The sequence below is a fragment of the Sphingomonas sp. GW821-FHT09E03 genome (genome assembly GCF_059416225.1).
Window position 1 is genome coordinate 600,427 of record NZ_JBWKOS010000001.1, and the last position, 12,992, is coordinate 613,418.

The following is a 12,992-nucleotide window of genomic DNA, read 5'->3' on the forward strand; positions in this document are numbered from 1 at the left end:
CGTCACCAAAACATAATGCGGCCTTTACCATCGGGCTCTAGCAGCGGCGCCATGTTGTTGGACGTAGAGATGTTGCGCAGCGGATCGATCGGCTCAATCAATTCGTCCATCAAGGTCAACCGGCAGGCGCTGCCGCGCACCGCGACGCTGGCTGCGGTAGTGGACATGTTCCGCGCGCATGCCGATCTCCGGCTGCTGCCGATCGTCGACGATGCCCGCCGGCCGGTAGGCGCGATCCACGAGATCGACGTGCGCAGCATCCTGTTCAACCCGTTCGGCCATGCGCTGATGCAGAATCCGAGCATCGGCGGTTCGCTGGACGGCTTGATCCGGCCGTGCGCGACTGCCGACGCGCAGCTCGCCCCGGCCGCGCTGCTCGATGCCTATAATCGCGCGCCGGGCGGCGAGGGGATGATCCTGACCAGCGGCGGCGTCTTCCATTCGGTGATCGACGCGCGCGAGCTGGCGCGGCTCGCGGCCCAGCGCCAGCTGGACGAGGCGGCCGAGCGCAGCGCCCGGGCCGAACGTATCGACGCGGCGGGACGGGGCTTTACCCAGGAGGTGGCCGCACTGGTGGCCGAACTGGGCGAGATCGCCGGTCAGGTGCAGCGCCTCGCCGGCCATCTCATCGAGCGCGCCGGCAGCACCCGCGACGGCTCCGCCTCGGTGGCGGCGGCGGCGGGGCAGACGGTGCAGGCGCTGGGCGAGATCGCCGGGCGCGGGCGCAGCCTCGCCGCGACGCTCGACAGCATCGCGCGCAACACCGCGCAGGCCGCGCGGATCCGCGGCGATGCGCGCGCGGCGGTGCATCAGACCGGCACGAGGGTGGCGGCGCTTGCCCAGTCCGCGGTGGCGGTAGACGACATGCTGCGGCTGATCCAGACGATCGCCGCCCAGACCAACATGCTCGCGCTCAACGCGGGGATCGAGGCCGCGCGGGTGGGCGAGGTGGGCCAGGGTTTCGCGGTGGTCGCCGCGGAGGTGAAGACCCTGGCGCAGCAGACCAGCGCCGCGGCCAAGGACATCGCGCTCCACGTGGTGGAGATGAACGACCTGCTCGGCGACGTGGTCGGCGGCCATGAGTTGCTCGGGCTGGCGATGGAGGCGATCGCGGAGACCGGCGCCTCGATCGACGCCGAGGTGCAGGCGCAGACCGGCGCCACCCATGCGATCGCGGTCAACGTCGAACAATCGGTGGAAGCCGGCGGCGACATCCGTGCGCGGGTGGGGGCGATCAGCGAGCAGGCGGCGGCGCTGGGCGACGATGCGCGCGTGCTCGAGCGATTGTCGGCGACGTTGACGCGATCGACCGATCGGCTGCGCGAGCGGGCGCAGGGGTTCGTGGGCGTGGTGGCGGCGCTGTAGGCGTTCGCCTAGCGCACCCCAGCCAGCGTCTGCAGCGTCCAGCGATCGAACAGGTCGGGCCAGAGCGAGCCCGGGTTGATCCGCGGCAGGCGGGTGCCGAAGCCATGGCCGCCGCGCTCGATGATGTGCGCCTCGACCGGCACCCGCGCCTCGCGCGCGGCGGCGAGGAGATCGAGGCTGTTGGTGACCGGCACCGTCGGATCGTCCTCGGCGGCGAGGACGAACAGCGGCGGGGTGACGACATTGATGTGGCGATCGACCGCATAGCGGCGCTGCATCGCCGGATCGGGATCGGGGCCGAGCAGGTTGGCGCGCGAGCCGCCGTGGCTGCGGCCGGGGTCCATGCTCGACACCGCATACATCAGTCCGGCAAAGGCCGGGCGCGCCGACTGGCGGTCGGCGGCGTCAAGCGAGCGGTAGACGCGCAGGTCGTGGAGCGTCGCCAGCGACGCGGCGAGGTGGCCCCCGGCGGAGAAGCCGAGCACGCCGAGCCTGGCGGGATCGATGCGAAATCGCGCCGCATTCTCCCGGATCAGCCGCATCGCACGCTGGGCGTCGCTGAGCGGCACGTCGGCGCGATCGGCCCAGCCCTCACCCGGCAGGCGATAGTTGAGCACGAAGCCGGTGATGCCCTGTGCGGCGAGCGTCAACGCGACATCGATGCCCTCGCCGCGCAGCGAAGTCACCGAATAGCCGCCGCCGGGCACGATCAGCACCGCGCGGCCGTCCGGTCGCCGCGGCCGGAACACGCCGACGTCGGGGCGCACGGTGCCGCGCATCAGCAGGTTGCGATAGCCGTCGGTGCGTTCGCGGGTGATCTGCGGGCGGGGGCGCAGGCCGGGGGGGACGCGCAACTCGCCGGCGGGCCACAGGTCGAAGCGCTCGGCCGGCGGCCAGCTCGGCAAACTGCCGTCCGCCGCCAGCGCGGCGGCGCGCGCGCGCGCGATCGCCGGCGCGGCGACCGCGCCGAGACCGAGCGACAGAGCGATAAGGTGGCGGCGGTCAACGGTCATGGCCGCGTTACCTGCCGGGGGTGGTGACGTAAGTCGAGCGGGGATGTCACGCCGCGCGTCGAGCGTAAAGGATGTCAGCCCTCAGCGCAGCTTGGCGATCGACAGGCCGTCGGCCTTGGCACGGTCCTTGGTCGATTCCTCGGAGCGCTTGAGCGCCTTGGCGATCGCCTTCAGCGCCATGCCCTTTTTGGCGAACTGGTGCAGCTTCTGGATCTCGTCGGTCGTCCAGGGCTGACGATGGCGTTCGAATGCTTCACCCTTGGCCATCGTCAGTTCCCTTCGTCGTCAGCGCTTACTTGTCGAAGATCGTCGCCCACTTGTGGACCGGGCGATCCTTCCACAGGCCGCGGTGGTAGGCGTCGGAGGCGAGCAGCGGCATCACGCTGCCGGCTTCCGCGAACACCATCTGCTCGATCGCGGTGTTGACCTTGCCCCAGCTCGCTGCTTCCTGCAGCGTCGAGGACGAACAGGCGCCGTCGCGGACGTCGGCGACGGTGATCTGCACCGCATATTTGTGGACCTGGACGTCGTCATGGCCGAGGATCTCAGCGCAGACCACGGTGTCCTGGATGAAGTTCTTAGGCACGCCGCCGCCGATCATCAGCAGCCCGGTGACGCCCGCCTCGATCTTGATCTGGGTGAGCTCGCGGAAGTCGGCGATGGCGTCGAGCACCATGTACGGCTTGCCGGCCTTGGCGCGATCCACCTGATGCTTGACCAGCCCGAAGCCGGCCGAGCTGTCGACGAACGCCGGGCAGAAGATCGGCACGTCATGCTCATAGGCGAGCTTGACGAGGCTGTTATCCTTCTTGCCGTGCTCGACGAGATACTTGCCCATCTCGCGGATGAACGCGCGGCTCGAATAAGGCCGCGGCTCGAGCGTCTCGGCGATTTCGAAGATGGTATGATCGACGTTCTGGAGCGCTTCCTCGTCGATGTAGGTATCGTAGATACGATCGATGTACAGCGAGCGCAGCACGTCGTCGTGCGGCACCTCGAGCGCCTGGTAATGCTTGTGGCCGAGGCCCTCGAAGAAATCCATGTCGACGATCGAGGCGCCGGTGGCGACGATGCCGTCGATCATGTTGTTGCGGACCAGCTCGGCATAGAGGTCCATGCAACCGCCGGCCGAGGTGGAGCCCGCGATCACCAGGAAGATCGAGCAGTCCTTGTCCGCCAGCATCTGGTTGTAGATATTGGTGGCGCGGCCGAGATCGCGGCTGGTGAAGCTCATGTCGGCCATCGCATCGACGATCGGGCGGGCGTCGAAGCTCTTGATGTCGATGTGCTTGACCTGCTTCGAAAGCAGTTCCGCCTTGCGGGTGTCGTTGATCGGCGCGTTGCTGCCGGCAGTCTTGGTGAGGGTATCGGTCATGGCTGGCCTTTGGCTATCCAGAACCCGTCGTCGTTCAATGGGGACGCGGAAACCCGTAGCGTCTCCTCCCGCCACAGCGGGAGGAGAGAACCTTTATCTAAGTGATTGGCGTTACAGCTTTACGACGTTGGAGCCGCGATGCTCTTCGGCCGCCTCGTCGTGCAGGTACACCGACAGCATCGGCTCGTCGCTCACCATCACCGTCTCGCCCGAGCCGAAGCCGTTGAAGGCGGTGCGCATCGCCGCGCCATAGGCGCCGAGCATGCCGATCTCGAAATAATCGCCGGTGTTGGTATCCGCCGGCAGCGGGAACGGCCCCGCCATGTAATCGAGATCGTCGCAGGTCGGGCCCCAGAAGCTGAAGTCCATGTCGCGCGCGTCGGACTCCGGCTCGCGGAGCAGCTGCACCGGATACTTCCAGCCGATGTGCGCGGCATCGAACAGCGTGCCATAGGCGCCGTCGTTGATGTACAGCTCGGAGCCGCGGCGGCGCTCGACGCGGACCACCACCGAGGAATATTCCGCGCACAGCGACCGGCCGGGCTCGGCCCAGAGTTCGGCCGAATAGCTGATCGGCAGGCTCTCGAACGCACGGTGGATGGTCTCGAAGAAACGCTCCAGCGGCGGCGGGGTCATGCCCGGATAGGCCGACGGGAAGCCACCGCCGACGTCGATCACGTCCACGGTGACCGCCGCATCGACGATCGCCGCCCGCACCCGCTCCATGGCATTGGTGTAGGCGTCCGGCGACATCGTCTGGCTGCCGACATGGAAGCAGATGCCGAGCGCGTCGGCGACCTGGCGGGTAGCCATCAGCAGCTCCTTGGCTTCGGCCGGGCCGGCACCGAACTTCGAGCCGAGGCTGAGCTTGGCATATTCGGACGACACGCGCAGGCGCACGCAGAGCGTCAGATCCGTCGCAGCGTTCCCGTCTTGCTGGGTCGTGGCGCGAACGATCTTGTCGAGCTCTTCCAGGCTGTCGAGCGAGAAGGTGCGGACGTCGTGGCTGAAATACGCCTCGGCGATCGCCTCTTCCGACTTCACCGGGTGCATGAAGCAGCAGACGGCGTCCGGCAGCGTCGCCTTGACGAGACGCACCTCGGCGATCGACGCCGTGTCGTAATGCGTGATGCCATTGTCCCAGAGGATCTGGAGCAGGTCGGGCGACGGGTTTGCCTTGACCGCATACATCGAGCGACCCGGAAACTTCTCGACGAAGAAACGGGCGGCCCGCGCAGCTGCATGCGGACGAACGAGCGTGACCGGATCAACCGGACGTCGCGTGGCGATATCGATGCCGCCTCCGAGAACGGAGGAGCCGGCGGTCGAGAGGGGCGCTAACCCCAACGCGCTATAGTGCTTGGCCAATTCAAGGGACCTCCAATTGCCTTTCGGCATACGGTGACAAAAGCTGCCTTGCGGTTGGAAGTCCCATGGGGCAGCGGAGGCGCGATCTATGGTCGCTGCGGTCCCATGTAAAGTGGCTATGCGACGGAAGGGGTGAAAAGTGACTATTCTGCGACAACCGACGCGGGCCGGCGTGCGCGATGCCGCCGCCAAGATCGCCCGGGTGCTGCCGCCGACGCCGCTTTTCACGCATGAAATCAATGGTGTGACGATCGCGTTTAAGGCGGAATCGCTGCAGCCGATCGGCGCGTTCAAGATCCGTGGTGCGTGGCATCGGCTGACCGCGCTCGACGATGCGGCGCGGGCGCGGGGCGTGGTCGCCTTCTCGTCCGGCAACCATGCGCAAGGGGTGGCCTGGGCGGCGAAGCGACTCGGTATCGCCGCGACCATCGTCATGCCGGCGGATGCGCCGCGAGCGAAGCTGGAGGGCACGCTGGCGCTCGGCGCCGAGGTGGTGCGCTATGACCGCGCTACCGAAAGCCGCGAGACGATCGCGGCGCGGCTGGCGGAGGCGCGCGGGGCGACGCTGGTGCCGAGCTTCGATGATGCCTGGATCATCGAGGGCCAGGGCAGCGCCGGGATCGAGGCGGCCGCGCAGATGGCGGTGGCGGGGCTCGGGGCGCCGCAGCATGCAGTCATTCCCTGTGGCGGCGGCGGGCTGGCTGCGGGGATCACGCTGGCGCTGCCCGAGGCGCGGATCACCGTGGTCGAGCCGGAGGGCTGGGACGACATGCGCCGCAGCCTGGAGGCGTCATGGATCGAGCCGGTGGGCGACAATCCGCCGCCAACCGCCTGTGACGCGCTGCAGACCCGGCTGGTGTCGCCGCTGACCTTCGACGTGCTGTCGCGCCGCGATGCGACGGGAGTGGCGGTGAGCGAGGCGGAGATCCGTGCCGCCCAGCGGTGGGCGGCGGAAACGCTGCGGCTGGTGGTGGAGCCCGGCGGGGCGGTGGCGCTGGCGGCGGTGCTGGCGGGGCAGGTGACCGCCGCGCCGGGGATGCTGGTGATCCTGTCCGGCGGCAATGTGGATATCGATGCCTTTGCGCGGGCGATTGGTTCGGCTGATGAATGGTCGGCTAGGGGCACTCTCCCGCCGTCATCCTGAACTTGTTTTAGGATACATGGGCCGAACTGGCCGCGGACGCGCGGACAATGTTGGCCATGGATGCTGAAACGAGTTCAGCATAACGACGGTTAAGGGGGAGGCCGAATCGCTGGCCTTGACGTTGCCATTCGGAATGACGGCGGGATCAGATCATGAATGACCTAATCGCCACCATTGCCAAGGCAGCGCCGGCGATTGCGATGCTTGGCTGTTTTGCTTGCCTGATCGGCGGCGGGGCGATGATCGCTGGGCGGCGCGATGTGCGCAAGGGCGTGCTGCTGCTAATCATGGCCGCGGTGCTGCTCGGCAATGTGGTGATCTGGCAGCTGTGACCGCGTCCCCGTGCAGCTGCGCGTGCAGGAGCACGGGGCAGGCGACGTCCTAGGTCGCCATGGGGCCCCGCTGGCGCGGGAACCCGTGATCTCAGCGGATCGGCGAGTTGGGATCCAGCCGCATATCGAGATAGCGATCCACGCTGCCCATCAGCTCGGGCATCTCATGCTCGAAGAAGTGGTTCGCCTTCGGGATGGTGTCGTGGTGGATGGTGATGTGCTTCTGGGTGCGCAGCTTGTCGACCAGCTTCTGGGTGGCACCGGGGGTGGCGACCTCGTCATTCTCGCCCTGGATGATGATCCCCGACGAGGGGCAGGGCGCGAGGAAGCTGAAATCGTACATGTTGGCGGGCGGCGCCACCGAGATGAAGCCGCGGATCTCCGGGCGGCGCATCAGCAGCTGCATGCCGATCCAGGCGCCGAAGCTGACCCCGGCGATCCAGGTGGTGGAGGCTTCCGGGTGGAAGCTCTGCACCCAATCAAGCGCGCTCGCCGCGTCGCTCAATTCGCCAACGCCGTTGTCGAACGTGCCCTGGCTCTTGCCGACGCCGCGGAAGTTGAAGCGCAGCGTCGCGAAGCCGCGGCGCTGGAACGTCTTGTAGAGCTCCTGGACCATGCGGTTGTTCATGGTGCCGCCCGCGCTCGGATGCGGGTGGAGGATCATCGCCACCGGCGCGCGGGGGCGGGGGGCGGGGGCGAAACGGCCCTCGAGACGACCTTCGGGGCCGGGAAAGATGACTTCGGGCATGAACACTCGCACCGTAAAAGGAAGGCGCCCCGGTGGAGCGCACAATGTTGGCCGCTATATAAGGGGCGGACACCGTCACGCAATTGGAACGAATCCTGGCCCACCGTATCTATCTGGATCATGCCGCGACCACGCCGATGACCACCGGCGTCCGCGAGGCGGTGGCGCGCGGGCAGGCGCTGTGGGCCAATCCGTCGTCGCCGCATGCCGAGGGCCGGGCGGCGCGGGCGGCGCTCGAGGCAGCACGGCGCGATATTGCGGCGGCTTATGGTTGGCGCGGCGAGACGCTGCTGACCAGCGGCGCGAGCGAATCGCTGTCGATCGCGCTGGGGCGCAGCGTCATGGTCCGGCGGCTGATCAGCGCCGTCGAGCATGATGCGGTGATCCGCGCCGCCGGGGACGCGGCGATGCTGCCGGTGGATGGTGACGGGCTGGTCGCGCTCGACGCGCTGGAGCGATCGCTCGGCGACGGCGGCCCGGCGCTGGTCTGCGTGCAATGGGCGAACAGCGAGACCGGGGTGCGCCAGCCGCTCGACGCGATATCGGCCATCGTGCGCGCGGCCGGCGGGCTGCTGCTGGTCGATGCGGCGCAGATGCCGGCGGGGCCGGGGCTGGTGGACGTGGCCGATGTCATCGTGCTCTCGGCGCACAAGCGCGGCGGGCCACCGGGCATCGGTGCGCTGCTGGTCCGCGATCTGGCGACGTTGCACCCGAGCGGCGGGCAGGAGCGGGGCTATCGCCCGGGCACGGAGAACCTGCCCGGCGCACTCGGCTATGCCGCGGCATTGGCCGAGCCCGAGGATGTCGCGCGGCTGGCGGCGCTGCGCGCGCGGCTCGACGACGGCATCGCGCGATCGGGCGGCGAGATCGTCGCGGCCGGCGCGCCGCGCCATCCCGCGATCGGCTCGTACCGGCTGCCGGGGGTGGCTTCCGCCGCGCAGCTGATCCTGCTCGATGGCGCGGGGTTCGCGGTGTCGGCGGGCAGCGCTTGTTCCTCGGGCAGCATGAAGCCGAGCCACGTGCTCGCGGCGATGGGCTGGGGCGAGGCGGCGATGCGCGAGGTGATCCGGGTGAGCTTCGGGCGATCGACGGGCGAGGCCGAGGTCGACGCGTTCATCGCCGGCTGGCGGGCGATGGCACGGACCACGCGGCGCAGCGCGGCATGACATATCTCGATTATCAGGCGACCACCCCGCTGGCGCCCGAGGCGCTGGCGGCGATGCTGCCGTGGCTGGAGCGGCAGCACGCCAACCCGCATTCGGCGCATCGCGAGGGCCGGGCGGCACGCGCGGCGGTCGAGGTGGCGCGCGACGCGATCGCGGCGCTGCTGCCGCCTGGGGGGACGGTGAGCTTCACCAGCGGGGCGACCGAATCGCTCAACTGGGCGATCAAAGGCACCAGCGGGCCGATCGTCTCGGTCGCGACCGAGCATGCTGCGGTGCTCGACACGGTGGCGGCGAGCGGGCGCGCGGCGACGCTGCTCGGTGTGGACGACGCCGGGCTGGTTGCCGTGGCGGTGCCGGTCGCGCCGGGAACCGGGCTGGTCGCGGCGATGCTGGTCAACAACGAGATCGGCGTGATCCAGCCGATCGCCGAGCTTGCCGCGGCGGCGCATCGGGCGGGCGCGTTGTTCCTGTGCGACGCGGTGCAGGGCTATGGCCGGGTCGCGATCCCCCGCGAATGTGACCTGATCGCGATCTCGGCGCACAAGATCCATGGTCCCAAGGGGATCGGTGCCTTGTGGATCCGCGACGGCGTGACGCTGGCGCCGCTGCTCCATGGCGGCGGCCAGGAGGCGGCGGGGCGGTCCGGCACGCTGTCGCCGGCGCTATGCGCGGGCTTCGGTGCCGCGGCGATGCTGATGGCGGCGCGGGCCGACGAGGATGAAGCACATGTCGCGCGGCTGTGGCAGATCGCGATCGAGCGGCTCGGGATCGATGGCGGCGAGGTGGACTGGCAGCTCAACGGCGCTGCCGACCGGCGCTATCGCGGCAACCTCAACGTCCGTCGTCGCGGCCTGGATGTGGCGCGACTGATGTCGGATTGCCGGACGCTCGCCTTCTCGGCAGGGTCGGCCTGCGCCAGCGGGTCGGGGCGGCCTAGCCATGTTCTTCGCGCGCTCGGGCTGAGCGATGCCGAGGCGCGATCGAGCATCCGCCTTGGCTTTGGGCGCTACACCGGCGCGGACGAGCTGCGCGGGGCACTCGACCAGCTGATGGCGGCGGCCGATCGCCAGCGGATGCCGGCATGATCCGCGTGCGCTTCATCGCCGCCGACGGCACGTCCAGCGAGGTGGAGGCCGCGGTGGGGGCGCGGCTGCTTGACGTCGCGCAGGCCGACGGCCAGCCGCTCGAGGGGATCTGCGACGGCGACCTCGCCTGCGCGACCTGCCATGTCCTGATCGATCCCGCCGATCTCGACCGCTTGCCGCCACCGAGCGAGGACGAAGAGGATCTGCTCGACCTCGCTCCGGCAGCGACGCGGACCAGCCGGCTGGCTTGCCAGATCAGGCTGACGGCGGGGCTCGATACGCTGACGGTCCGCATCCCGCAGCAGTGATCGATCGCAGCTGAACGCCCGAAATCCGTTCGTTGCAGCGGGTTGCTGCTTCGTCAGCGATGCTGTCGTTCCGACAACGACACGTTCATGGAACATGCACGGCAAAAGGTGGATTTAGTCTCCTGTCCGGCCATCCCGGGCGTGTGAAAAGGAGTAGCAATCATGAAGCTTGTTGCATTGCTCGGCGCCGGTGCCTTGGCGATCGGCACCTTGGTTGGCACGGTCGCGCCGGCCGAAGCGCAACGTTACGGCTATGACGGCGGTTATCGCCACCACCGCGGCGATTATCGTCCGCACCACGGTTATTACCGCGGCGGCTATGGTCGCCATCGTGGCTATGGCCGCACCCGGGTGGTCTGCCGGATCCATCACGGCCGCTACCATCCCGTCCGCCGTTGTTTCCGCGTGTATCGCTGAGGCAACCGAACCGTGGCGAGATCGTTACGCCACGACAACTAACCAGTAGAGGAGTAAGTCTGTGAAGCTTCTGTCCATCCTCACCGCCGGCGCCGTCGCGCTGACCGGTCTCGCCCCGATCGCGATTGCCCCGGCAGCAGCGCAAAAGCATCGCACCGTCGTCCATGAGCGCACCGTGGTGCGCCACGACGAGCGCCGCGGCTACCATCACCGCACCCGTACGGTGTGCGACTGGAAGTGGCGCAACCATCATCGCGTCAAGGTCTGCCGGACGGTCCGCCGCTAAGCCGACTTGATCATCCCGCCCGACCCCGCCATAGGCAGCGCGGGAGTCGGGCGGACGTGGTCGTCGCCAACTTGGTCAGGTCCGGAAGGAAGCAGCCACAACGATTTCGCCGCGGGTCGTCCCGGCTCCCACCGCGACCGCCTCTCATGGCGTAAGCGTGATCAGCGGGCATAGCCCGTCTGACGACGCGGCCTTGCCGCGACGCCCTGCTTCCCAGGGGCAGCTAACACCCGATTTGCTGGTTTCGATGCCGCGCTGACCGTATCGTGGCAGAACCGCCCGGCGGCGAACGCCGACCTTACATTCCCCCTCCGTTCCGCCTAGATGATCGGCATGGCCGACTCTTTCGATCTGGGCGAGCCGCCCCAGCCGGCGGCGAAGGCAGACACCGCCTATCGCGTGCTCGCGCGCAAATACCGTCCGCAGACGTTCAGCGAGCTGATCGGCCAGGATGCGATGGTGACGACGCTCGGCAATGCGATAAAGCGCGACCGGCTGGCGCATGCCTTCTTGATGACCGGCGTACGCGGGGTGGGCAAGACCTCCACCGCGCGGCTGATCGCCAAGGCGCTCAACTGCATCGGCCCCGACGGGCAAGGCGGGCCGACGATCGATCCCTGCGGGGTATGCGAGCCGTGCCGCGCGATTGCCGAGGGACGACATATCGACGTGATCGAGATGGACGCGGCGAGCCACACCGGGGTCGACGACGTCCGCGAGATCATCGATGCGTCGCGCTATGCCGCGGTATCGGCGCGGTTCAAGATCTACATCGTGGACGAGGTCCACATGCTCTCCAAGAACGCCTTCAACGCGCTGTTGAAGACGCTCGAGGAGCCGCCCGCGCACGTCAAATTCCTGTTCGCCACCACCGAGGTGAACAAGGTGCCGATCACCGTGCTGTCGCGCTGCCAGCGATTCGACCTGCGGCGGATCACCGCCGAGAAGCTCGCCGAGCATTTCGCCTTTGTCGCGCATGAGGAAGGCATGGTCGCCGAGCCCGAGGCGCTGATGCTGATCGCGCGCGCCGCGGAGGGATCGGCGCGCGACGGGCTGTCGATCCTCGACCAGGCGATCGCGCACGCCGGCATCGAGGGCAGCGCGGTCACCGCCGAGGCGGTGCGGCAGATGCTCGGCCTGTCGGATCGCGGTGCGGTGCGCGACCTGCTGGGGATGATCCTGAGGGGTGACAGCCAGGCCACGCTCGCCTCACTGCGCCGGCAATATGATTATGGCGTCGATCCGCTCTCGGTGTTCCGGGCGCTGCTTGAGACCGTGCATGGCATCACCCTGACGAAGGTCGGCACCGCGGACGACCCCGCCCAGTCGGTCGAGGAGCGAAACGCGCGTCACGAATGGGCGGGCACGCTGTCGTTCGCGGCGCTGCACCGCTTGTGGCAGTTGTTCCTCAAGGGGCATGACGAGATCGCCAAGGCGGCGCTGCCGATCGAGGCGGCGGAGATGGCGTTGCTGCGTGCGATCCATGCCTCGACGCTGCCCGATCCGGGCGAGCTTGCGCGGCAGATCGCCAGTGGCCGGATCGCCGCGCCTTCGGTGGCTGCGCCGGCTGCGGCGCCGGCGCTCGCCGCACCGGTGGCCGCGGCCGAGCCGGTGGTCCCCGCCGAGCCGGCCGGGCCGCCGCGCGACTTCGCCGGGCTGATCCACCTGCTCGAGGAAAACGGCCATCTTGCCGTGGCGGCGCAGCTAACCAATGGCGCTCGGGTGGTCCGCTACGAGGCGCCCGAGCTGGTGCTGTCCGGCTCGCGGCCGGTGTCGGCGGACGCATTGCGCGACGCCGCCGAGGCGCTCAAGCGATCGACCGGCCAGGTGTGGAAGATCAGCTTGGAGGATGCGCCCGGGGCGCCTACCTTGCGCGAGCAGGCCAAGGCCGATTCCGATGCCGTCCGCGCGGCGGTTCTCGACACCCCCCTGGTCAAGGCAGCACTGGCCGCCTTCCCGGACGCGCAGCTGGAAAGCTGGCCAGGACAACGGAGCATAGCATGAAGAATATCGATGAAATTCTCGCCATGGCGCAGAACGTCCAGAACGAGTTGCAGAAGGCACAGGACGGCCTCGATACGATCGAGGTGGAGGGCGTCTCGGGCGGCGGCTTGGTCAAGGTGAGGGCATCGGCCAAGGGACGGATGATGTCGATCGCGATCGATGATTCGCTGATCGAACTGTCCGAGAAGCAGATGCTCGAGGACCTGCTGGTCGCCGCGCTCAACGACGCGCGCGCCAAGGCCGACGCGGCAAGCGGCGCCGAGATGGCGAAGATGACCAGCGGGCTGCCACTGCCGCCGGGCTTCAAGCTGCCGTTCTGATCCCGTTACGCCTGAGGAACAACCTGGCGGCACCTGGCGTTGAGCCCCTACCATTAGAAGA

At 68.5% G+C, this 12,992-nt stretch carries 15 protein-coding genes and 1 other RNA gene; 11 read left to right on the forward strand and 5 right to left on the reverse strand.

Features of this window, described 5'->3' with window-relative positions:
• Positions 1-51 precede the first annotated feature (51 nt).
• Positions 52-1,365, forward strand: coding sequence for a methyl-accepting chemotaxis protein (locus AC07M8_RS03205; protein WP_495172951.1), 1,314 nt, complete (start codon positions 52-54; stop codon positions 1,363-1,365).
• Between the two features lie 8 nt (positions 1,366-1,373).
• Here AC07M8_RS03205 and AC07M8_RS03210 read toward each other — a convergent pair whose 3' ends face one another.
• The 4 genes from AC07M8_RS03210 to AC07M8_RS03225 all read right to left on the reverse strand — a co-directional run bounded on the left by AC07M8_RS03210 (position 1,374) and on the right by AC07M8_RS03225 (position 5,121).
• Positions 1,374-2,378 carry an alpha/beta hydrolase gene (locus AC07M8_RS03210; protein WP_495172952.1) on the reverse strand — a complete coding sequence of 335 codons (1,005 nt, stop codon included), beginning with the start codon at positions 2,376-2,378 and terminating at the stop codon, positions 1,374-1,376.
• A gap of 81 nt (positions 2,379-2,459) precedes the next feature.
• Positions 2,460-2,645 (reverse strand): hypothetical protein, encoded by a 186-nt coding sequence (locus AC07M8_RS03215; protein WP_267396035.1) that lies wholly within the window; start codon positions 2,643-2,645, stop codon positions 2,460-2,462.
• A gap of 25 nt (positions 2,646-2,670) precedes the next feature.
• Positions 2,671-3,753 (reverse strand): 1,9-bis(guanidino)-5-aza-nonane synthase, encoded by a 1,083-nt coding sequence (locus tag AC07M8_RS03220; RefSeq protein ID WP_495172953.1) that lies wholly within the window; start codon positions 3,751-3,753, stop codon positions 2,671-2,673.
• Positions 3,754-3,864: 111 nt separating this feature from the next.
• Positions 3,865-5,121 carry a type III PLP-dependent enzyme domain-containing protein gene (locus AC07M8_RS03225; RefSeq protein WP_495172954.1) on the reverse strand — a complete coding sequence of 419 codons (1,257 nt, stop codon included), beginning with the start codon at positions 5,119-5,121 and terminating at the stop codon, positions 3,865-3,867.
• 139 nt (positions 5,122-5,260) lie between these two features.
• Between AC07M8_RS03225 and AC07M8_RS03230 the strand changes: the two genes are divergently transcribed.
• Together AC07M8_RS03230 and AC07M8_RS03235 are read left to right on the forward strand one after the other, a co-directional pair.
• Positions 5,261-6,265, forward strand: a complete 1,005-nt coding sequence (locus tag AC07M8_RS03230) for a threonine ammonia-lyase (RefSeq protein WP_495172955.1) — start codon at positions 5,261-5,263, stop codon at positions 6,263-6,265.
• Positions 6,266-6,417: 152 nt separating this feature from the next.
• Positions 6,418-6,597, forward strand: coding sequence for a hypothetical protein (locus tag AC07M8_RS03235; RefSeq protein WP_267396031.1), 180 nt, complete (start codon positions 6,418-6,420; stop codon positions 6,595-6,597).
• A gap of 91 nt (positions 6,598-6,688) precedes the next feature.
• Here AC07M8_RS03235 and AC07M8_RS03240 read toward each other — a convergent pair whose 3' ends face one another.
• A complete protein-coding gene (locus AC07M8_RS03240) occupies positions 6,689-7,345 on the reverse strand; it encodes an alpha/beta hydrolase (protein ID WP_267396030.1) in 657 nt (218 codons plus the stop codon).
• Positions 7,346-7,482: 137 nt separating this feature from the next.
• Here AC07M8_RS03240 and AC07M8_RS03245 point away from each other — a divergent pair, with 137 nt between their 5' ends.
• From AC07M8_RS03245 to AC07M8_RS03280, 8 genes are all read left to right on the forward strand, one after another.
• Entirely contained in the window at positions 7,483-8,511 is a 1,029-nt protein-coding gene (locus AC07M8_RS03245) for an aminotransferase class V-fold PLP-dependent enzyme (RefSeq protein ID WP_495173139.1), read from the forward strand.
• Complete coding sequence (locus AC07M8_RS03250) at positions 8,508-9,596, forward strand: cysteine desulfurase family protein (protein WP_495172956.1); 1,089 nt, start codon at positions 8,508-8,510, stop codon at positions 9,594-9,596. Before AC07M8_RS03245 ends, AC07M8_RS03250 begins: the two co-directional genes overlap by 4 nt.
• Complete coding sequence (locus tag AC07M8_RS03255; protein WP_495172957.1) at positions 9,593-9,904, forward strand: 2Fe-2S iron-sulfur cluster-binding protein; 312 nt, start codon at positions 9,593-9,595, stop codon at positions 9,902-9,904. Before AC07M8_RS03250 ends, AC07M8_RS03255 begins: the two co-directional genes overlap by 4 nt.
• 162 nt (positions 9,905-10,066) lie before the next feature.
• Positions 10,067-10,321, forward strand: coding sequence for a hypothetical protein (locus AC07M8_RS03260; protein WP_495172958.1), 255 nt, complete (start codon positions 10,067-10,069; stop codon positions 10,319-10,321).
• A gap of 61 nt (positions 10,322-10,382) precedes the next feature.
• Complete coding sequence (locus tag AC07M8_RS03265) at positions 10,383-10,607, forward strand: hypothetical protein (RefSeq protein WP_495172959.1); 225 nt, start codon at positions 10,383-10,385, stop codon at positions 10,605-10,607.
• 40 nt (positions 10,608-10,647) lie between these two features.
• Positions 10,648-10,741, forward strand: an RNA gene (gene ffs / locus AC07M8_RS03270) — signal recognition particle sRNA small type.
• A gap of 199 nt (positions 10,742-10,940) precedes the next feature.
• On the forward strand, positions 10,941-12,611 hold the full coding sequence (locus tag AC07M8_RS03275) for a DNA polymerase III subunit gamma/tau (RefSeq protein WP_495172960.1): 1,671 nt from the start codon (positions 10,941-10,943) through the stop codon (positions 12,609-12,611).
• Positions 12,608-12,931 (forward strand): YbaB/EbfC family nucleoid-associated protein, encoded by a 324-nt coding sequence (locus tag AC07M8_RS03280; RefSeq protein ID WP_495172961.1) that lies wholly within the window; start codon positions 12,608-12,610, stop codon positions 12,929-12,931. The genes AC07M8_RS03275 and AC07M8_RS03280 overlap by 4 nt, the downstream gene beginning before the upstream one ends.
• Positions 12,932-12,992 lie beyond the last annotated feature (61 nt).